At 71.6% G+C, this 20575-nt stretch carries 18 protein-coding genes and 1 tRNA gene; 4 read left to right on the top strand and 15 right to left on the bottom strand.

From position 1 onward, the window contains the following. The 3 genes from AB0C66_RS02035 to AB0C66_RS02025 all read right to left on the bottom strand — a co-directional run bounded on the left by AB0C66_RS02035 (window position 1) and on the right by AB0C66_RS02025 (window position 4308). Window positions 1-1179 (bottom strand): energy-coupling factor ABC transporter permease, encoded by a 1179-nt coding sequence (locus AB0C66_RS02035; RefSeq protein ID WP_362431615.1) that lies wholly within the window; start codon window positions 1177-1179, stop codon window positions 1-3. Window positions 1180-1337: 158 nt separating this feature from the next. Then, window positions 1338-3554, bottom strand: coding sequence for an MMPL family transporter (locus tag AB0C66_RS02030; protein ID WP_362431613.1), 2217 nt, complete (start codon window positions 3552-3554; stop codon window positions 1338-1340). Window positions 3555-3693: 139 nt separating this feature from the next. Next, window positions 3694-4308: a TetR/AcrR family transcriptional regulator gene (locus tag AB0C66_RS02025; RefSeq protein ID WP_362431611.1), complete on the bottom strand. Its 615-nt coding sequence runs from the start codon at window positions 4306-4308 to the stop codon at window positions 3694-3696. Between the two features lie 139 nt (window positions 4309-4447). Between AB0C66_RS02025 and AB0C66_RS02020 the strand changes: the two genes are divergently transcribed. Then, window positions 4448-7759 carry a S41 family peptidase gene (locus tag AB0C66_RS02020; protein WP_362431608.1) on the top strand — a complete coding sequence of 1104 codons (3312 nt, stop codon included), beginning with the start codon at window positions 4448-4450 and terminating at the stop codon, window positions 7757-7759. Between the two features lie 193 nt (window positions 7760-7952). Here AB0C66_RS02020 and AB0C66_RS02015 read toward each other — a convergent pair whose 3' ends face one another. From AB0C66_RS02015 to AB0C66_RS02000, 4 genes are all read right to left on the bottom strand, one after another. Further along, window positions 7953-8279 (bottom strand): hypothetical protein, encoded by a 327-nt coding sequence (locus AB0C66_RS02015; RefSeq protein ID WP_362431606.1) that lies wholly within the window; start codon window positions 8277-8279, stop codon window positions 7953-7955. Between the two features lie 122 nt (window positions 8280-8401). Beyond that, window positions 8402-9307 (bottom strand): SDR family oxidoreductase, encoded by a 906-nt coding sequence (locus AB0C66_RS02010; protein ID WP_362431604.1) that lies wholly within the window; start codon window positions 9305-9307, stop codon window positions 8402-8404. Next, the gene (locus AB0C66_RS02005; protein ID WP_362431602.1) at window positions 9304-10266 is read right to left on the bottom strand and encodes an alpha/beta fold hydrolase; all 963 of its coding nucleotides are present in this window, start codon (window positions 10264-10266) and stop codon (window positions 9304-9306) included. Before AB0C66_RS02005 ends, AB0C66_RS02010 begins: the two co-directional genes overlap by 4 nt. Then, entirely contained in the window at window positions 10263-11792 is a 1530-nt protein-coding gene (locus tag AB0C66_RS02000) for an NAD(P)/FAD-dependent oxidoreductase (RefSeq protein WP_362431599.1), read from the bottom strand. Before AB0C66_RS02000 ends, AB0C66_RS02005 begins: the two co-directional genes overlap by 4 nt. Before the next feature lie 185 nt (window positions 11793-11977). Here AB0C66_RS02000 and AB0C66_RS01995 point away from each other — a divergent pair, with 185 nt between their 5' ends. Continuing rightward, the gene (locus AB0C66_RS01995) at window positions 11978-12826 is read left to right on the top strand and encodes a MerR family transcriptional regulator (RefSeq protein WP_362433296.1); all 849 of its coding nucleotides are present in this window, start codon (window positions 11978-11980) and stop codon (window positions 12824-12826) included. Here the strand turns inward: AB0C66_RS01995 and AB0C66_RS01990 are convergent. Next, the gene (locus AB0C66_RS01990; RefSeq protein WP_362431596.1) at window positions 12820-13623 is read right to left on the bottom strand and encodes an exodeoxyribonuclease III; all 804 of its coding nucleotides are present in this window, start codon (window positions 13621-13623) and stop codon (window positions 12820-12822) included. The two genes, AB0C66_RS01995 and AB0C66_RS01990, sit on opposite strands and share 7 nt — an antisense overlap. Before the next feature lie 64 nt (window positions 13624-13687). Between AB0C66_RS01990 and AB0C66_RS01985 the strand changes: the two genes are divergently transcribed. Further along, entirely contained in the window at window positions 13688-14215 is a 528-nt protein-coding gene (locus AB0C66_RS01985) for a GNAT family N-acetyltransferase (RefSeq protein ID WP_362431594.1), read from the top strand. Window positions 14216-14268: 53 nt separating this feature from the next. On the opposite strand, the gene AB0C66_RS01980 is transcribed toward AB0C66_RS01985, so the two are convergent. Beyond that, complete coding sequence (locus AB0C66_RS01980; protein WP_362431591.1) at window positions 14269-15435, bottom strand: hypothetical protein; 1167 nt, start codon at window positions 15433-15435, stop codon at window positions 14269-14271. Window positions 15436-15775: 340 nt separating this feature from the next. On the opposite strand from AB0C66_RS01980, the gene AB0C66_RS01975 reads away from it, so the two are divergent. After that, on the top strand, window positions 15776-16651 hold the full coding sequence (locus AB0C66_RS01975; RefSeq protein ID WP_362431589.1) for a trypsin-like serine protease: 876 nt from the start codon (window positions 15776-15778) through the stop codon (window positions 16649-16651). A 51-nt stretch (window positions 16652-16702) separates the two neighbouring features. Here the strand turns inward: AB0C66_RS01975 and AB0C66_RS01970 are convergent, their stop codons facing one another. The 6 genes from AB0C66_RS01970 to moaC form a co-directional block, all read right to left on the bottom strand. After that, the gene (locus AB0C66_RS01970; protein WP_362431587.1) at window positions 16703-17341 is read right to left on the bottom strand and encodes a LysE family translocator; all 639 of its coding nucleotides are present in this window, start codon (window positions 17339-17341) and stop codon (window positions 16703-16705) included. 112 nt (window positions 17342-17453) lie between these two features. Further along, window positions 17454-17530: transfer RNA gene (locus AB0C66_RS01965), tRNA-Ala, on the bottom strand. A 75-nt stretch (window positions 17531-17605) separates the two neighbouring features. Next, a complete protein-coding gene (glpR, locus tag AB0C66_RS01960) occupies window positions 17606-18772 on the bottom strand; it encodes a gephyrin-like molybdotransferase receptor GlpR (protein WP_362431585.1) in 1167 nt (388 codons plus the stop codon). Window positions 18773-18914: 142 nt separating this feature from the next. Further along, on the bottom strand, window positions 18915-19538 hold the full coding sequence (locus AB0C66_RS01955; protein WP_362433294.1) for a GNAT family protein: 624 nt from the start codon (window positions 19536-19538) through the stop codon (window positions 18915-18917). Then, complete coding sequence (locus AB0C66_RS01950) at window positions 19535-20095, bottom strand: MogA/MoaB family molybdenum cofactor biosynthesis protein (protein ID WP_362431583.1); 561 nt, start codon at window positions 20093-20095, stop codon at window positions 19535-19537. Before AB0C66_RS01950 ends, AB0C66_RS01955 begins: the two co-directional genes overlap by 4 nt. Further along, the gene (gene moaC / locus AB0C66_RS01945; RefSeq protein WP_362431581.1) at window positions 20092-20574 is read right to left on the bottom strand and encodes a cyclic pyranopterin monophosphate synthase MoaC; all 483 of its coding nucleotides are present in this window, start codon (window positions 20572-20574) and stop codon (window positions 20092-20094) included. Before moaC ends, AB0C66_RS01950 begins: the two co-directional genes overlap by 4 nt. Window position 20575: the final 1 nt, after the last annotated feature.

Genomic DNA, 20575 nt, shown 5'->3' with positions numbered 1-20575 from the left:
TCAGGCCGTTCCGGCGGGCTCGGCCGCCGACCTGCGCTTGCGTACCACCACGAAGACCCCGGTGCCCACGGCGAGGGTGGCGCCGACCCCGATGACCCCGGCGAGGCCGCCGGACAGCCGGGCGTCGGTGATGTCCGCGACGCCGTAGTCGGCGAGTGGGGAGTCCTCGGTGGCGTGGTCCTCGGTCTTCTTGTCGATGCCCTTGTCGGCGGCGACCTTCTCCAGCCCGTCGGGGCTGGCGGAGGCGTAGAAGCTGACCACTCCGGCGCAGAGCAGGGCGGCGGCGAGACCGGCCAGCCAGACCCGCCGCGCGGAGCGGCGCGGGGCGGCGGCCGGTGCCGGGGCCGTGGCCGGAGCGGTGTCCACCGCGGCCGCCGGGGCCGCGGCGGCTTCGGGCTCCTCGGCCGTCCGCGCGGCGGCGGGGGCCGGGGCGGGCGCGCCGGGGGTGGCCACCTGGCCGGTGTTGCGCAACTCCAGGGGGCGGACGGCCAGTCCGCGCGCGCCGTAGACCAGGTCCGGGCGGACGGCCATCACCGCGCCGACGGTGAGCGCGGTGATGGCCGCCTCACCGATGCCGATGAGCACATGCACCCCGAACATGGCCGTGAAGACCTTGCCGATGGCGACGTCGGTGGTGCCGCCCAGCGCGTAGAGCCCGGTGAAGGCGGCCGCCGCGGCCGGTACGGAGACCAGCGCCGCCACGAAGGAGGCGACCGTGACCGTACGGCGGCGGCCCGGGGCCAGCTTCAGCAGCCCGCGGAAGATCGCGTACGCCACGACGGTGGTGACCACCGCCATATCCGTGATGTTGACGCCGAGCGCGGTGAGACCGCCGTCCGCGAACAGCACCCCCTGCATCAGCAGCACCACGGAGACACACAGCACCCCTGTGTAGGGGCCGACGAGTATCGCCGCCAGCGCGCCGCCCAGCAGATGTCCGCTGGTCCCGGCGGCCACCGGGAAGTTCAGCATCTGTACGGCGAAGATGAAGGCGGCGACCAGGCCCGCCAGTGGCGCGGTGCGCTCCCCGCCGCCCGCACCGGCACCACCGGCGGGCCCGCCCGCCGTGTCCAGCAGCTCCCGGCGGGCACCGCGGAGACTGACCGCGACGGCGGCGACAGCGACCACACCGGTCGCCGCCGATACCGGGGCGTTGATGAATCCGTCGGGGACATGCATCCGGGGCTCCGCTCCTGAGCTGCGAGTTCCGCTCGATGGTAGCGCCTACATGCGAATGGCTCGCAAGAGCGGTGACATCGCAAAAAACGCCGATGGCGGCCTTCCGCTCAGGGGAAGGCCGCCAAGGGCGCGGTGGGCGTCCCGTGGACACCCCCGGATCAGACGCGCGTCAGCTCCGCGTCCTTCTCCGCTGCCGAGGCGTCGGCGGTGAGGTGCTTCTGGAGCTGCTCACCTTCCACATCCACGTTGGGCAGCGCCTTGTCCAGCCAGCGCGGCAGCCACCACGCGGACTTGCCGAGCAGGGCGAGCACCGCCGGGACGATCGCCATACGGACGATGAACGCGTCGAAGAGGACCGCGATGGCGAGGCCGAAGCCGATCATCTTCACCATCGACTCGGAGGAGCCGATGAATCCGGCGAAGACGCTGATCATGATGACCGCGGCGGCGGTGACCACCCGGGCACCGTGACGGAAGCCGGTGACCACGGCCTGGCCCGGACGCTCGCCGTGGACATACGCCTCCCGCATCCGGGTCACGAGGAAGACCTCGTAGTCCATCGCGAGACCGAACACCACACCGATCATGAAGATCGGCATCATGCTCATCACAGGGCCGGTCTCCTCCACGTTGAACAGGCTGGACAGCCAGCCCCACTGGAAGACCGCCACGACCGCGCCGAGCGCCGCGATCACGGAGAGCAGGAAGCCGAGCGCCGCCTTGAGCGGGACCAGGATGGACCGGAAGACGACCATCAGCAGCAGGAAGGCCAGGCCGACCACCAGCGCCAGATAGGGCATCAGCGCGTCATTGAGCTTCTGCGAGATATCGATGTTCATCGCGGTCTGCCCGGTGACCAGCATCTCGGCGCCGGTGTCGGACTTGACCGAATCCGCCTTGTCGCGGATATCGGCGACCACATGCTCGGTGTCGATGCTGCTGGGCTTGTACTTCGGCACCACCGACAGCATCGCGGTGTCACCGGCCTTGTTGAAGGTGGCCGGGCTGACCCCGGCGACGCCGTCGATCCCCTTGATGGTCTTGCGGACCTCGTTGGCGGCGCCCTTGGCGTCGTCGCTGTTCTTGGTGTCGACGGTCACCATCAGCGGGCCGTTGAACCCGGGGCCGAAGCCCTCGGACACCATGTCGTACGCCTTGCGCTTGGTGGTGCTGGTCGGCTGCGAGCCATCGTCGGGCAGGCCGAGCTCCAGGCTCGCCGCCGGGACCGCGGCCACACCGAGGCCGAGAACCGCCACCACCAGCACCATCAGCGGGCGGCGCAGTACGAACCGGGCCCAGCGGGTACCGGCGTTTTCCTTCTTCTCGCCCGTGTCGGCGCCCTTCTCGGCGGCCTTGCGGGCCTTGCGGCTGACGACCCGCTTGCCCGCGAAGCCGAGCAGCGCCGGGATGAGGCTGATCGCGATGAGAACGGCGATCACCACGGTGCCCGCGGCGGCGAAGCCCATCTTGGACAGCACGGGGATGTTGACCACCGCGAGGCCGACCAGGGCGATGACCACGGTGAGCCCGGCGAAGACCACCGCAGAACCCGCGGTGCCCACGGCCCGTCCGGCCGCTTCCTCCCGGTCCCGTCCCTCGGCCAGCTCCGCCCGGTAGCGGGAGACGATGAACAGCGCGTAGTCGATACCGACCGCGAGGCCGATCATCATCGCCAGTGTCGAGGTGGTACTGGACAGGCCGAGGGTGGAAGCCAGCGCGGTGATCGAGGAGATACCGATACCGACGCCGATCAACGCGGTCAGCAGCGGCAGTCCGGCCGCGACCAGCGAGCCGAAGGTGATGGCGAGGACCACGGCGGAGATCGCGATACCGATCACCTCGGTGGCACCGGTCTCGGGCATCTCCTGGAGCGCGTCACCGCCGATCTCCACGGTCATCCCGGAGCCACGGGCGTGTTCACCCGCGTCCTCCAGGGCGTCCCGCGTCTTGTCGTCCAGCTCCATGGAGTTGACCTTGTAGGTGGTCAGGATGTACGCCGTGGAGCGGTCCTTGCTGACCCCCTTGGCGGCATAGGGGTCGGCGACCGAAGCGACCTGGTCGGAGCTGGACTTGAGCTCGGCGATGACCTTCTTGACGGCCTTCTTGTTCGCCGGGTCCGTCATCTTCTCGCCGTCCGGCGCGCGGAAGACCACACGCGCGGTGGCGCCGTCGGCGCTACTGCCCGGGAAGCGCTCCTCCAGCAGGTCGAACGCCTTCTGGGCCTCCGTACCCGGGACGGAGAAGTTGTCGTTGGCGGGCGGCGTGGCGGTGGCTGCGCCGACACCGGCGACCACCAGCAGCGCCACCCATATCAGGGCGACGAAACCGCGTCGCCGGAAGGCGAAACGGCCGAGTTTGTACAGGAACGTGGCCACGAGAAGAAGTGCTCCCGTCGAATAGTTGGCACGAACAGGTCGGGATGCCCAGCCGGCGACGAGAGCGGCGCGCCGAGTGGAGCCTATGAGGTTATGAGGGTGGGGAATTCGGGTGGTGCGGGGAGTTTGGGGGGGAAGGTCAGGCGCCGAGAGCGGGGAGGATCACGGCATCGATGAAGTCCCTGAGGTACTCGAGATCGGGCTCTTTCGCCTCGATGAACTGGCGGGAGACATACGCGCCGCACACCATGTGCGGGATGTAGTGCAGGGCGGGCGCGTCGGCGGCGACCTCACCCCGGTCGACTGCACGGCGCAGCAGGGCGTTGAGCGCGTCGATCTCGGGATAGATCAACAACTCGCGCAGGGCTTCCTGGAGATCCTCATGATCATGGGCGGCTTGGGCGAGCCCCCTCATCAGTGCCATGTCCCGCTCCCTCGCGGGCTCCGAACACCGCGCGATCTCATGGAGATCACCGCGCAGCGACCCGGTGTCGACATCCTCCAGCAGGACCGGCTTGGTACACCGCAGAGCGGTGGCCACCAGCTGCGGCTTGCTCTTCCACTGGCGGTAGAGCGTGGCCTTGCTGGAGTGGGTACGGGCCGCGACGGCGTCCATCGTCAGCGCGTCGTACCCGACCTCCTGAAGCATCTCGACGACGGCCTCATGGAGCTCACGCTCACGCTCGGGGGACAGCCGGCTACGGCGCACCCGGGCGGTGGGCTGGTCTTCTGTCTGCTGGTCCACAGCCTGCATGGGGCGCCTCCCTCCGAACGAAACGGTTTCGTACCTCATCAGCATAAGCCCCCGGCCAGCGAAACCGATCCGTTTCGCTGGTGGTGTCCGTCACAGAACCGAGTTGCTCCCGGTCGCCGAGCCCGAAAACATGGGTGGAGTGAGCGACCCACACCGCGAACCACCCGGCCCTGCCAGCGATCATGACCGCGCGTATCTGCGATTTCCCCATCTGCACGGCGAGTTGCTCTGCTTCGCCGCCGAAGACGATCTGTGGGTGGCGCCACTGGCCGCTCCGGGAGAGACTCCGGGGCGCGCCTGGCGGCTGACCGTGGACCGTACCCGGGTGGGCCATCCCCGGTTCTCCCCCGACGGTTCCCAGATCGCCTTCACCACCTGGCGCACCCTGGATCCGGAGATCTATCTCGCCCCGGTGGACGGCGGCCCGTCCCGGCGGCTGAGCTACTGGGGCAGTACGGACGCCCGGGTCTGCGGCTGGACGCCCCCGGACGCCGACGGCCACTCCCAGATCCTCGCCGTCTCCTCCCACGGCCAGCCCTTCTCCTACTTCTCCTGGGCCTACAGCCTGTCCACCGACGGCGGCCCCGGCGGACGGCTGCCGTGGGGTCCGGTGTCCGATATCGCCGTGGCCGATCTGGACGGCGAGCGCCGCACCCTCCTCCTCAACGGCAAACCGCCGCATGAGCCCGCCTCCTGGAAGCGCTATCGGGGCGGGGCGACGGGGCGGCTGTGGCTGCACGGCACCCGGCTGGTGCCCGACCTGGGCGGCCATCTGGACTCGGTGATGTTCGTCGGCGACCGGATCGCCTTCCTCTCCGACCACGAGGGCATCGGCAACCTCTACTCCTGTCTGCCCGACGGCTCCGATCTGCGCCGCCACACCGACCACGAGGACTTCTACGCCCGGCACGCCTCGACCGACGGCTCCCGCGTGATCTACCAGTGCGCGGGCGACCTGTGGCTGGTGGACGACCTCGGCCCGGACTCCGTACCGCGCAGACTGCCCGTACGGCTGGGCGGGCCGCGGGCCGGGCGGCGGCCCTATCAGGTACCGGCCGCCTCCCATGTCGACTCGCTGGCGGTGGACGCCACCGGCCGCGCCAGCGCGGTGTGCGTCCGCGGCAGCCTGTACTGGCTGACCCACCGCGACGGCCCTGCCCGCACCCTCGCCGACACCCCCGGGGTCCGGGTGCGGCTGCCCTCGATCCTGGGCGCCACGGGCCGGGTGGCGTATGTGACGGACGCCGAGGGCGAGGACGCGATCGAGATCGCCTACCTGCCGCGGGCCACCGAGGCGGGCGAATCGCGACGGCTGGCCGCCGGGAAGCTGGGCCGGGTGCACGAGGTGGAGCCCGCCCCCGACGGCGGCCGCCTCGCGGTGGCCTCCCACGACGGGCGGCTGCTGCTGGTGGACACCTCCCCCGAGGGGGACGGCGAGGTCACCGAGCTGGTGCGGTCGCTCAACGGCCCGGTGGGCGATCTCGCCTTCTCCCCCGACTCCGCCTGGCTGGCCTGGTCCCATCCGGGCATCGGACGTTCCCTGCGCTCCATCAAGATCGCCCGGCTGTCGGACCGGACGACCGTCGATGTGACCAACGGCCGGTTCGAGGACGAGGAGCCGGTCTTCACCAGCGACGGCCGCTATCTCGCCTTCCTCTCCTGGCGCGGTTTCGACCCGGTCTACGACGTGCACACCGGTGACCTCTCCTTCCCCCTCGGCTGCCGCCCCTATCTCGTACCGCTGTCCTCCGCGACCCCCTCCCCCTTCGCGCTGTCCCCCGAGGGGCGCCCGGCGGCGGGCGGGCTCGACCCGGACGAGCGCGCGGCCGAGAGCGACGGGACCGTCGCCGTCGAGGTGGAGGGGCTGCCGAGCCGGGTCACCGTCTTCCCGGTGCCCGCCTCCAAGTACTCCTCGCTGCATCCGGTCAGCGGCGGCGGACTGGTGTGGCTGCGCTGGCCGATCTCCGGCGCGCTCGGCGAGACGTTCGCCAATCCGGCCGACACCTCCGCCCGCCCCACCCTGGAACACTTCGACCTGGCCAAGGCCAAGCGCACCGAACTCACCGAGGAACTGGACTGGTTCGCGGTCAGCGGCGACGGCTCCCGGCTGGTCGTCAACGACGAGGGCGATCTCCAGGCAGTCCCCGCCACCGAGTCCGGCGACAGCGACTCCACGGTCCATATCGATATGCGCAGGCTCCAGCACACCGTCGATCCGGCGGCCGAGTGGCGGCAGGCGTACGAGGAGGCGGGCCGGATCACCCGGGCCTACTTCTGGGAGCCGGGAATGTGCGGTATCGACTGGGACGGGGTGCTCGACCAGTACCGGCCGCTGGTCGAACGGGTCGCCTCCCCCGACGAGTTCGCCGATCTGCTGCGTGAGGTGATGGGTGAGCTGGGCACCTCCCACGCCTATGTCAGCCCCGCCCGCCGCAATGAGGGCCCGGCCCACTACCAGCGCCCCATCGGACTGCTGGGCGCCAACTTCGCCCGCACCAAGGAGGGCGCCTGGATCGTCTCCCGGATCCTGCCCGGGGAGTCCTCCGACTCCCGGGCGCGTTCGCCGCTGGCCGGGGCGGGCATCCGGGAGGGCGCCGCCCTCACCCATGTCGACGGACGTCCGGTGGATCCGCTGGCCGGTCCCCATCCGCTGCTGACCGCGGCGGGCGGCACCACGGTGGAGCTCACCTTCACGTCGGCGGACGGCGAGGGACCGCCGCGCCGGGTCGCGGTCGTCCCGCTGATCGACGACCGGCCGCTGCGCTACCAGGACTGGGTGGCCAAACGCCGCGCGGTGGTCAGGGAGTTGAGCGACGGGAGGTGCGGCTATCTGCACATCCCCGATATGGGCGGTTCGGGCTGGGCCCAGTTCAACCGCGATGTACGCCGGGAGATGTCGCTGCCCGCGCTGATCGTGGACGTCCGGGGCAACGCGGGCGGCAACATCAGTGAGCTGGTGGTCGAGAAGCTCACCCGCACGGTGATGGGCTGGGACCTCACCCGCGACGCCCAGCCCGTGTCGTACACCAGCAACGCGCCGCGTGGGCCGGTCGTGGCCGTCGCCGACGAGATGACCTCCTCCGACGGCGACATGATCGCCGCGGCCATCAAGGTGCAGGGCATCGGCCCGGTGGTGGGGCTGCGTACCTGGGGCGGAGTGGTCGGGATGACCGGGCGCCATCTCCTGGGCGACGGTACGGCGATCACCGTGCCGATGAACGCCGCCTGGTTCGACGCCTATGGCTGGGGCGTCGAGAACCACGGGGTGGAGCCGGATATCGAGGCGCTGCGCTCCCCGCTGGACTGGGCCGAGGGACGCCATCCACAGCTCGGTGTCGCGGTCCGCACGGCGCTGGAACTGCTGGAGCGCCATCCGCCGGCGACCCCGCCCGACTACGCGGATGTGCCGGATCTGCGGCGCCCCGAACTCCCGCCGCGCGCCGGGAGTTGAGCCACCGCCACCGGCAAGACCAAGGGCGGTACGGCCAAGGGCGGTACGGCCAAGGGCGGTACGGCCAAGGGCGGTACGGCCAAGGGCGGTACGGCCAAGGGCGGTACGGCCAAGGGGCGCGTTCCCTCAGGAACGCGCCCCTCGTTGCCCTCCGACTCCGGCCGGGCGGCGCCCCGGCGTCAGCCGCGGGACGTCACATCTCCTCGAAGGGCTCCTGGTCGCGCATCTCCTTCTTGCCCTGACCCATGCCCTCGCCCTTGTCCTTGTCCTGGCGCTCGCCCTCGCCCTTCTGACGGCGCTCCTGGCTCATGCGCTGGGCACGCTCACGGTCCTGCGGCCGGTTGCGCGGCCGGTCCTGCGGAGTGGCACCCATGTCCTGACGGGCACGCTCCTCCATGCGCTCACCGGCCTCCGTGCGCTCACCGGCCTTCTGACCGCGCTGCTGCTGACGGCTCCGTTCGCCCTGCGCCTGGCGTTTGCCCTGCTGAGCCTTCTCGTTGAACTCGTCCATCGTGCCCATGAGTGTCACTCCTCATCGGGTGAAGGGGGGTCGGGCCCGACAAGAGTTACACGCAGCGACACGCTGCGCATTTCGGACCGGAGTTCAGGAGAAAGGCGCAGGTCAGCGCGGGCCACGGAGCGTTACTGGTGACGCTGGGTGGCCGCCGTGCGGGCCTGCTCATCGGCCGCTCCGCCCTCTCCCACCAGACCGCCGCGCTCTTCACGGGTGGCCGCGAGCCGTGGCTCGGCCCGGCGCATCTCGCGTCCGCCCACCGCCCCGATGATCGCGGGCAGATAGCCGCGCACCGACTGCATCCCGCGCAGCCACCACTGCGCGTACACATGCGCCGAGCGGCGCTCGATCCCGGCCACCAGCCGGTCCACGGCCGGGCCCAGCGGATAGGTGCGGTTGGCGGGCCAGGGCAGCCGCTGCCGCAACTCCCGCATCACCTCGTCCCGGTCGGCGCCGCGCACCATATCGGTGTCGGTCCAGCTGAGATAGCCGACCCCGACCCGCACCCCGCGGTGACCCACCTCCGCCCGCAGACAGTGGGCGAACGCCTCGACGCCGGATTTGGACGCGCAGTACGCCGTCATCATGGGCGCCGGGGTGATCGCGGCGAGCGAGGCTATCTGGAGCAGATAGCCACGGCTGGCGAGCAGCGCGGGCAGGAAGGCGCGGGCGGTGGTGGCGCTGCCCAGCAGATTGACCTCGATCACCCGCCGCCAGGACGTCTCGTCCGTGTCCAGGAACGGACCCCCCTGCGCCACCCCGGCGTTGGCACAGACGATGTCCACCGAGCCGAAGCGCTCCACGACCTCCCGCGCGACCCGCGCCATCGCCTCGGAGTCGGTGACATCGGCGCACCAGTGGTCGGACTCGGTCATCAGCCGCTCCGACACCCGCTTGAGCTCGTCCGGTTCCAGCCCCACCAGTGCCACCCGGGCACCACGCGCGGACAGTTTGCGGGCGAGCAGCTCACCGACGCCCCGCGCCGCGCCCGTCACCACCGCGACCTTGCCGTCCAGGCTCCTGCGCGCACTCATGTCGTCTGCTCCTCCGCGTCGGCGGCTGCTTCCGCAACCGGTTCTGCCGGCTGTCCATAGGTGGCGGTCAGGCCACGGATCACCGCGCCGACCGCCGCCGGATCCTCGACCGGGGTCATATGGCCGAGCCCCGGCAGCTCGGTGAGGCCCGTGCACCGCGGCAACCCGGCCACCAGGGCGTGGGCGTGCTCGGGCGGGGTGAGCCGGTCCGCGGTGCCGACGATCACGGCCGCGGGCATGGTGAGCTCGGCGATCCGCGTCTCGAGATCGAGCTCGGCGAGCACCTGGCCCCACGCGGCGCGCACGGTACGGGGGCAGGCGTGTACGATCCGCGCGCACGCCTCCACCATCACGGGCTCCGCACCGCGCCCCATCGTCACGTAGCGCAGCACCCGCTTGCCGAGCGGGGTGACCGGGCCGAGCGGGGCGCGCGAGCCCAGCACCGCCCGCTGCACCCGGCTGCGCAGCCGCCCGGCGCGCAGCGGCACCACCCGCGCCCGGTCCACCAGCCGTGCGGCGCCGGTACTGCACAGCACCACCGCGGCGGCGCGCTCGCGCAGTTGGGGACGTCCGGCGGCGGCCAGCAGCGTCATCCCGCCCAGTGAATGGCCCACCACCACGGCGCGGCGGCCCGGTGGCAGGCTCTGGTCCAGGACGGCCGCCAGATCGTCGGCGAGCGCCTGGGTGCCGTAGCCGCCGGGCCCCGGGGCCGGGCTGCGGCCGTGGCCGCGCTGGTCGTACACCACCACCCGGTGGTCGGCGCCGAGGATGCGCAGCACGGGGGCCCAGAAGGCGGTGGAGCAGGTCCAGCCGTGGGCGAGGACCACCGCGGGGGCGTCCTCGGGGCCGTGCAGCTCGGCGTGGAGCCGACTGCCGTCGGCCGAGACCACGGTCAGCTCACGGTCCGGGACGGGCGGGGCGTACGGGCCGGAGGCGAGGGCCGCGGACCGCCGGCTCACCGGGCTTCCCGCCCCGCGCCGGCGGTGGAGACGGTGGCCTTGGCGGGCACCGCCGCGGGCCGCAGCACCTGGTACTCGGCGAGGTCCACCCGGCGGGTGACCTTCTTGAACTCGCTGGTGGTGCCGGGCCACAGGGTGGTGTTGCGCCCATTGTCCAGATACCAGCTGTCGCAGCCGCCCGAATTCCACACGGTGCGCTCCATCCGCCGCTGGACCATGTCGTTATAGGCGCGCACCGCCGACGGCCGGGCGTCGAGCGCGACCTTGCCGCCCAGCACGTCCAACTGGCGCATGAAGTCCGCCATATAGTTCAGCTGGGCCTCGATCATCAGGATCATCGAGCTGTTCCCGAGGCCGGTGTTGGGCCCGATGATGGTCAGGAAGTTGGGGAATCCGGCGGCGGTGCTGCCGCGCAGCGCCTCCATCCCGCCCTTCCACTCCTCCGCGAGCGTGGTGCCGTTGACCCCGGTCACCCGCTGGGCGATGGGCACATCGGTGACATGGAAGCCGGTGCCGAAGACGATCGCGTCGACCTCGGTCTCGGTGCCGTCGGCGGCCACCAGCGTGGACCCGCGCACCTCCGTCAGCCCCGAGTCGACCACCTCCACATGCGGCTGGGTCAGCGCCGGGTAGTAGTCGTTGGAGAGCAGGATGCGCTTGCAGCCGATGCGGTAGTCGGGGGTCAGCACGGCGCGCAGCCGGGCGTCCTTGACCGCGCGCTTCATATGGGCGGCGGCCATCCGCTCGATCAGCCCCAGCTCGTTCGGCCGCTTGGTGAAGGCACCGACCTGGAGCTCCCGCAGCCCCCACAGCACCCCGCGCCTCAGCGCGCGGGTGGCCGGGACCCTGCCGTGCAGCCAGCGCTCGACACCGCTGATCCGGCGGTCCATCCGGGGCAGCACCCAGGGCGGGGTGCGCTGGAAGAGGGTGAGCCTGCCCACCTGCTCCTGGATGGCGGGGACGATCTGGATGGCCGAGGCGCCGGTGCCGACCATCGCGATCCGCTTGCCGCGCAGTGCGAAGCCGTGGTCCCAGCGGGCGGAGTGGAAGACCTTGCCGGGGAAGCCGTCGAGACCGGGGATGTCCGGGATCTGCGGATCGGACAGCGGTCCGGTGGCGCTGACCACCACATCGGCGGTAAGGCTGCCGCGTACGGTCTCGACCTCCCAGTGCAGCGCGGCGGTGTCCCAGCGCAGGGACCGCACCTCGGCGCCGAAGCGCAGATGCGGGCGGAGCCCGAAGGTGTCCGCGACGCGCTCCAGATAGGCGCGGATATGCGGCTGCCCGGAGAAGTTGCGCGGCCAGTCGGGGTTGGGCGCGAAGGAGAAGGAGTAGAGGTGGGACGGGACATCGCAGGCGCAGCCCGGATAGCTGTTGTCACGCCAGGTCCCGCCGACGGCGTCCGCCCGCTCCAGGACCACGAAGTCGGTGATGCCCGCGCGGCGCAGCCGCACGGCCGCCCCCAGCCCGCCGAACCCGGATCCGATCACCGCCACCCGGACGTGCTCACGCGTCAGCCCAGCCATGCCGCCGCCTCCCGCAACACTCGGAACCGCGCCAGCAATCACTGGCACAATGGGAGCGTAAGGCAGCGGGGTACCTAGCGGTAGGGGCTGTGGACAAGGAAGTTACCGGCGGTCGCATTCCAACGGCGGCCGCATAGGCTGCCCCTGTGGCGACGAGCGGAGCGGACGAGGTGGCCGAGTACCGGATGGGCGAGCTGGCCGACAAGGCCGGTATCACCGTGCGCACCCTGCGTTTCTACCGGGAGCGCAAGCTCATCCCACCGCCCCGTCGGGAAGGCCGGATCGCCTGGTACAACGAACACCATCTGGCCCGGCTGCGGACGATCGGGGCGCTGCTGGAGCGCGGCCACACCCTGGGCGGGATCGCGGAGTTGATCGCCGCGTTCGACAGCGGCCGCCGGGACGTGGGCGAGCTCCTCGGGATGGACGGGACGAGCGGAGCGAGCGGGCTGGCCGGGCTGGACGGGATGCCGTCGTGGTCCGAGGAGACCCCGGTCCGGCTCACCCCCGAGGCACTCGCCGACTACTTCGAGGGCGAGGTCACCCCGGAGAACCTGAGCACCTCACTCGACATCGGCTATGTCCGGGTCGACGGGGATGAGATCGTGCACATCAGCCAGCGGCTGCTGGACGCCTCGCACAGCCTCGTGGAGCAGGGCGTACCGCTGGCCGCCGTGCTCGCCGCCGGACGCGAACTGCGCGTCCATGTGGACGCGATCGCCGGGACCTTCACCGAACTGCTGCGCACCCATGTGCTGGCCGACCTCCTGGCGGAGACGGCGGCCGGGCCGGGGTCGGACGCGGAGTACGCCGCCCGGATCAGCGAGACGGCGGAGCGGCTGCGGCCGCTGGCCAAGGCCGCGGTGGACGCGGAGCTGTCGATGGCCATGGACCGCCGGATACGGGAGGGCGTCGAGGAGTGGCTGCGCGAGCGGGCCGGAAGCGAAGGCCCGGACGGAGCCCGGCCCAAGGATGAGCGAGCCGAGCCCCAGGACACGGATCAGCGAGCCGAGCCCTGGCTCATGGATCAGTGAGCCGAGCCGTAGGTCACGGTCACCGGCGCGTGGTCGCTCCACCGCTGGTCGTACGCGGCGGCGCGCTCCACGACGGCCTTCAGCGCGCGCCCGGCCAGCCCGGCGGTCGCGAGTTGGTAGTCGATGCGCCAGCCCGCGTCGTTGTCGAACGCCCGGCCCCGGTAGGACCACCAGGAGTAGGGACCCGCGACCTCCGGATGCAAGCCGCGCACCACATCCGCGTACTCCGCCTCGTCCAGCACGCGTGACAGCCAGGCGCGCTCCTCCGGCAGGAAGCCCGACTTCTTCTGGTTGGCCTTCCAGTTCTTCAGGTCGGCCTCCTGATGGGCGATGTTCCAGTCGCCGCACACCAGCGCCTCCCGGCCATCGGCCGCCGCCCGCCCGCGGAGCTCCGTCAGATACGGAAGAAACTCCGCCATGAAGCGCTCCTTCTCGTCCTGCCGCTCGGTGCCCACCTCACCCGAGGGCAGATAGAGGCTGCCGACGGTGACACCCGGCAGATCGACCTCCACGTAGCGGCCGCTGCCGTCGAACTCCGCGGACCCGAAGCCGACGCGCACCGCCTCGAGCTCACGCCGCGCGAACACCGACACCCCCGCCCGGCCCTTGGCCGCGGCCGGGGCGTGCACCACATGCCAGCCGTCCGGCTCCCGGACGGAGTCGGGCAGCTCATAAGGTTCGGCCCGGACCTCCTGGAGGCAGACCACATCGGCCGCGGTGCCGTCGAGCCAGGGCACGAAGCCCTTCTTGGCCGCGGCGCGCAGCCCGTTCACATTCACGGTCGTCACGGTGAGCACCACGGCACGATACGACAGAAAAATCCGCTGTCCGCCATCGCCGCATAGACGTACGATCCTCCGCATGAATATCCGGACTGTTGGCTATGACCACCCTGACGCCATCGCGCTCAATCGCCAGGTACAGGCGGAGTACGCGGAGCGCTACGGCGAGGGGGACGTGAGCCCTGTGGACGCCGCCGACTTCGCCCCGCCGCACGGCCTCTACCTGATCGCCTACGACCCCGACGGCACTCCGATCGCCAGTGGCGGCTGGCGGTGCCGGGACCGCGACGAGGAGGGCCACGCGGACGGCGACGCCGAGGTCAAGCGGATGTTTGTGGTCCGGGCGGCGCGCGGCCGCGGTCTGGCCCGGCTGCTGCTCGCCACCCTGGAGGACAGCGCCCGCGCGGCGGGACGGCGACGGATCATCATGGAGACCGGCACCAGACAGCCCGAGGCCATCGCGCTGTACACCTCGTCCGGCTATGCGCCGATTCCGAAGTTCGGTGTCTACCGCTTCCATGAGAGCAGCCGCTGCTTCGGCAAGCTCCTGGCCGCTGACGGCGAGGACGGGGACGCGCACCGTGCGCCGCGCGCCGGTGCCCGCTGACAGCAGGGCCCGCCCCGGCTCCGGAGCGGGCCCTCTTCGGTGTGGTGCGGTGTCTACCGCTTCCCGGCGTACTTCTTGCTGATGGCGTCGAAGACGCCCTTCGCCTCGGTGCCCAGGTGCGGCCCCGCGAGCCAGGTGTGCCCGTAGGAGCTGATGGAGCTGTTGGACACCAGCACCGTCTTGCCGCCGCGGTTCACGAACCAGCCACCGCCGGAGGTGCCGCCGGTCATCGAGCAGCCGATCCGGTACATCGTCGGCGCGGTGGGCGAGAACGACAGCCGGCCCGGGCGGCTCGTGCAGTTGAACATCTTCGCCCCATCGTACGGCGGCGCCGCCGGATAGCCGTACGCCCCGATCGAGCTGACGCGGTTCGCCGAGGGCGCCCCGAACCACACCGGCACCGCGGCCCCGACCGTCTCCTCGAGCGACTTGCCGCCGCCGTTCTCCGGCTTCAGGTGCAGCACCGCGAAGTCGTAAGAGGAGCTGACCCCGCCGGTCTCACCGCCGGTGTCGATCCACTGCGACGAGGTCTGCGACCAGTCGGCCCACCACACGCCGTACGGGCTGACGTCCCGCTGCGCGGCGCTCTGCGCGTTCCGCGCGGAAAGCCCCTTGTCGTTGTACGACGGCACGAACACGATGTTGCGCATCCAGCCGCCCTTCTTACCGGCGTGCACACAGTGGCCCGCGGTCCACACCAGATTGGACTTGCCCGGGTGGGCCGGGTCCTGGACGACCGTGCCGGAGCACACCATCGGCCCCTTGGGGCTGTCGAAGAACACCCTCCCGACGGGCGCCATGTTCTGGTGGTACGGCCGCGAGACCTGCTTGGCCGGAACCGCGGGCGGCTCGGGATCGGTGGCCGCGTCGTTCTGGCCCGTGGTCTGCGCGGCGGCGGTGTGCGGCGCGTCCTCCGCCTTGGCCATCCGGGACGGCTGCCAGAAGTTCTTGATGACGGGATTGGCGAATTCGGACGCCTTGCGCGCCCAGTCGTCCCAGTCCTTCCAGCCGCCCTCCTTCCACTGCTTCAGATCCTCCAGGCTGGTCGGGACGCCGTCGGGCAGCTCGATCCCGTCCTTGGCCTGCTGATCCCCGCTGGATTTCGAGGCGCTGGTATCGGCGCCGGCCTTGTCGTCACCCGGTCCACAGGCCGCGGCGGAGACCGCGAGCAGCGCGGTCACGGCGGCGGCCGCCACGGCCGAGCGTCGTATGAGTGGCATGAAGCCCTATCCCCCTGTGTTGTGCTGCGTTGTGCTGTGTTCTGCTGAGCGTTGCCGTGGTGGTGGTGCGGCGGTTTCCCGCCATGGCCCACCGACTGGAGCAGGCATCTACTATGCCTGGGTCCCCGCCCGGAACCCTCATCTGTCCCACGGCCCGCACACAACAAGAACGCCCTCCGCACGATTTCATGACATCGAACGGCTGAACGGTAAGGCCGAGATCAAGCCACGCCACGACCCCTGGGGGCGCTCCCCCCGAAAGGAGTCGGGGCCCGGTCTCAGGGTCGTTCCAGGGTCCGCCCCGGAGGCACGGTGACCTCAACACCGCGACGCTGGGCGGATGCTGAACGACCGCAACGACAACAGCCCCGAGCACCGGCGGGGCCGCCACCGCGTCCGGCGCACAGCCGCGGCGATGGGCTCCCTGCTCACCGCGGCGGCCACCGCGGTCCTCCTCCCCGCCACCGCTGCGCAGGCCGTCGCGGGCGGGGAGCCGGTCCACGACGACCGTGAGGCGCCATGGACGGCCACCCTCGCGGTCAAGGGCGACGGTCCGCTGCTCCGCCGCGCCTCGTGCGGCGGCGCGTTGATCGCGCCCACCAAGGTGCTCACCGCCGCGCACTGCCTCACCGTCGACGATCTGCCGCGGAGCGGCGAGTACCACATCGGCGCACGGGTGCTCTCGGGGAATCCCGGCCGGGTGGCGGGGATCGCGGAGGTCGACATCCATCCCCGCTACCGGCTGCTGCCCTCCCCACAGGACCCCGGCAACCCCGCGGCCTCCAGCGCGGCGTACGACATCGCGGTGGTCACCCTCGACCGCCCGGTACGCGAGGTGCCCACGCTCCCCGTCGCCCGTACGGCACCGTCCCCCGGCGCCTCCGCGACCCTGTACGGCCACGGCCTCACCAGTCCCGACACCCGCGGTGACGTCCTGCGCCGCGGCACCTACCGGCTCCGGCCGGACGCCTCCTGCGCCCCCGCCACCCCGGCCCCGGTGGACGGCACACCCGTCCTCTGCGGCCGCGGGCACGCCGTGGCCTGTACCGGTGACAGCGGGAGCCCGCTGGTGGCCCGGCGGCACGGCAGACGAGAGGTGGTGGGCGTCTTCAGCTTCGGCATGGAGACCGCGGGCAAGCCCTGCGGTTCCCGGGGCCCGAACTTCTTCACCGACACGGCCGCCGTCCACACCTGGCTCACACCCCGAACAGCCTGACCACCCCGAACACCCCGAACACCCCGGAGAAGCCACTCACCTGACACAGGGTCAGGCGGTCCTCCCTCCGTCAGCCAGCAGGTTGGCGGCGAAGCCGACGAAGGCGACCCCGCTGACCTGCTCCATCCGCCGCCGGAACGCGGGCCGACGAAGCCGGTCCGCCAGCGCGGCGGCGGCACCCGAGACCACCCAGTACCAGATCGCCAACTCGACCATGCCGATGGCCGTGAGCAGCAGCGTCATGGTGAACACGGACTCCCCGTCCGGGGTGAACTGCGGAATCAGGCTCATATAGAACACCCCGGCCTTGGGGTTGAGCAGATTGGTGCCCAGCCCCGCCCGGAACGCGGCCCACCGCCCCCGCGTCTCCACCTCCACCTCAGGCGCGCCCTCGTCCCACCCGCCGCGCCTCGACCGCCACAACGCCGACGCCCCGAGCCACACGAGATACGCGGCACCCGCGATCCGCAGGGCGTCGTACGCCACCCGTGAGGCGGTCAGCAACGCGGTGAGCCCGACGGCGGTCGCGATCCCCCACACCACACATCCGGTGAGGATCCCGAGTGCGGAGACGAGCCCGGCGGAGCGCCCCTGGGACACGGAGGTCCGCAACACCAGCAGGGTGTCCAGACCCGGAGTGATATTGATCAGCGCGGCGACACTGGCGAACGCAAGAGCTGAAGTGAGCATGCCCGCACGCTAGGCCCCTGCCCCTCCGGACAACGACCCTATTTCCCCCGCCCGTCCACACACAAAAATCCCGCCCGGTCACGGAGACCGGGCGGGATTCTGTCAGTTGCGCTGGTGGACCTGAGGGGATTTGAACCCCTGACCCCCTCGATGCGAACGAGGTGCGCTACCAGTCTGCGCCACAGGCCCTTGCAACGAGTGAAACTCTAGCATCCCGCGCGGGGTGCTCGGAAATCCGTTCCGCGCTGGTCAGTGGAGTGCACATCACTCGTTGGCGGCACGGGGCCGGTCCTCGTCCGCGTACTGGTCGAAGAGCGGGGTGCGACCGCTTTCGCGGGGGCGGCGGGAGGGGGACGCCGGGCGCCCGCGGGTGGGGGCGGGCTCCGCGGACGGGGCCGGGGCGGGGTCCTGGGCGGGCTCGACGGTGCTGGAGCGCGCGGAGCTCCAGGCGTCGGGGGCGGCCAGGTCGACGCTGCCGGTGGCGCGCGGGGCGACCGGCGCGGTGACATAGGTCGGCAGCGGCACCGGGACCGGCTCCCAGCCGTCTCCGGCGGCCGGGCCGCGCTCCCGCTCGCGCTCCTGGTCCACCCACTCCGCGTGGTCGGTCTGCTCGACCAGCGCCCGGCGCCCCGCCGCGCGGGCGGAGGCCGCCCGCGGCGCGGCGGGCTCGGCCTCGTCGGGGGCGGGGGGATCGGCGGGCCCGGCCCCGTCGGACGCGGCGGCGTCGGAGGCGTGGGGGCGCGGGCGGCGCTCACGCAGGCGCTGTGCGGCCTGCTCGGCGCGGCGCTGGTCCATGGTGAAGGTGAAGCGGCGGCGCTCCTGGCTGCGCAGGTAGCCGATGTACGCGCTGAGCAGTATGGCCGGGATGGCCGGGGCCCACAGGAAGGCCAGTCCGCCGACCGCCGCCACGATCGCGCCCAGGGTGAAGACGACAAAGAGGATCACGGTGGTGCGGCGGCGGCGCGCGAGCACACGCGCGCGCCGTCCACGGTCGAGGGCGGACTCACCGCGTCCGGCCTTCGCGCCCGACGGGGCGGTGGGCTCGGCGGACGACGCCGCGACGGCCGTGGGAACGGGTGCGCGCAAGGTCACGGGGTCGGCGAAGACCCGGACGTCGATCGCGTCGGTCAGCGCGTCCGGGTCGACCGTGAAGCGCTCCGGCTCGGCCGCGCCGCCCCCGGCCTCGGGGGCGTCCACGTCCTCGGCGGCGCGCTCCGCCGGGTCCTCCGGGCCCCTCCGGCGCTCGTCCTCCAGCCCCTTGGCGTAACGGCGCTCCATGCCCGCCCGTCCGGACAGCAGCCGGATGGCGGTGCTGAAGCGTTCCGTCGGACGGGCCTCATTCAGCTCGTCCTGCCTCCGAAGCCACATCGGCACCAAATAGGCGGCCCAGGCCCCGACGATGACTGCGTAGATGAGGCCACTGCTGCTCACGCTCACACGGTAGAGGGGTCCGCATGAGGCCATCCGCCAATTGGCGCGGTGTGTCGCACGATCTGGCTGATATCTCAAAAGTTTTTTGTGATTGATGAGATGACCGGACCGGAAATGTACGAGCTTAATTCGAACAGATTTTTTATTTCTGTGATGCGCCTGGTCGGGTCCGGTGCCAGCGCGCCAGCAAGCCTTCGGACAGTTCCTCGACGGTGAGGGCGAAGACCAGGTGGTCGCGCCATGCCCCGTCGATGTGGAGATAGCGGGGCCGGAGCCCCTCCTCGCGGAATCCGAGTTTCTCCACCACCCGACGGCTGGGCATGTTCTCCGGGCGGATACAGACCTCGATCCGGTGCAGTCCGATGGTGCGGAAGCAGTGGTCGGCGGCGAGGGCCACGGCCGTCGGCATCACCCCGCGTCCGGCCACCGCCTCGTCGACCCAGTAGCCGACATGGCCCGAGCACATCGAGCCCCAGGTGATCCCTGCGACCGTCAACTGCCCCGCCAGCCGCCCCCGGTGCTCGATGACGAACGGCAGCATCCGCCCGGCGTGCGCCTCGGCGCGCAGATGGCGGACCATCTGCCGGTAGGTGGGCCGGTGGGTGACCGGGCCGCCCGGCGGGGGCGGCGGGATGGTGGCCTCCCAGGGCCGCAGCCACTCCCGGTTGCGCTGATTGACCTCACGCCAGGCGCGCTGGTCGCGCAGTCTTATCGGGCGGAGGACCGTATCGCCGTCGGCCAGCACCACCGGCCAGGGGGCGTTCAGCGCGGGCTCCCGGCGGGACCGGCCTGACCGGTGGACTCGGCGGGACCGGCGGACTCGACGGGTCTGGGGTGGTCACCGCCGTGGATCTGGTCGACGGCGTGCACCAGGACGCGGCCGAGTACCGCGAGCCCGTCGCGCACTCCTCCGGTGGAGCCGGGGAGGTTGACCACCAGCGTCGTCCCGGCGACCCCGGCGAGCCCCCGGGAGAGCGCCGCCGTGGGCACCTTGGCGAGCCCCTCGGCGCGGATCGCCTCCGCGATTCCGGGGACCTCACGGTCCAGTACGGCGCGGGTGGCCTCGGGGGTGCGGTCGGTGGGGGTGAGTCCGGTGCCGCCGGTGGTGACGACCACGTCGTACCCGGCGGCCACCGCCTCCCGCAGCGCCGCCTCCACCGGTTCACCGTCGGGCACCACCCGCGGGCCGTCCACCGCGAACCCCAGCCCGGCCAGCCCCTCGGCGATCAGTGGACCGCCCTTGTCGGCATAGACCCCGGCGGCGGCGCGGTTGGAGGCGGTGACGACCAGGGCGCGGCGGTGCGGCGTGGGCGCGCCGGTCATGTCCGGCTCCAGTCGCCGGACTTGCCACCCGTCTTCTCCTCGACCCGGATGTCGGTGACCACGGCGCCCTTGTCGACGGCCTTGACCATGTCGACCACCGTCAGCGCGGCCACGGAGACGGCCGTAAGGGCCTCCATCTCCACGCCCGTGCGGTCGGTGGTCTTCACCGTGGCGGTGATCTCGACCGCGTCGTCGGCGACCGTGAGGTCCACCGTCACGCCGGACACGGCGAGCGGATGGCAGAGCGGGATGAGGTCGGGGGTGCGCTTGGCGCCCATGATGCCCGCGATCCGGGCCGTCGCGAGGGCGTCGCCCTTGGGTACGCCCTCGCCCCGCAGCAGTTCGACCACGCGGGGCGCCACGAGCACACGGCCACTGGCGCGGGCGGTGCGCGCGGTGACGTCCTTGGCCGAGACGTCGACCATGCGCGCTGCGCCCGCTTGGTCGAGGTGGGTGAGATGGTCCTGGGCGCTGCTCATC

This window comes from Streptomyces sp. NPDC048636 (genome assembly GCF_040650655.1).
GTDB lineage: Bacteria > Actinomycetota > Actinomycetes > Streptomycetales > Streptomycetaceae > Streptomyces.
Note: the sequence above shows the minus strand (reverse complement) of the source record. Positions and strands in the feature narration are given on the sequence as shown.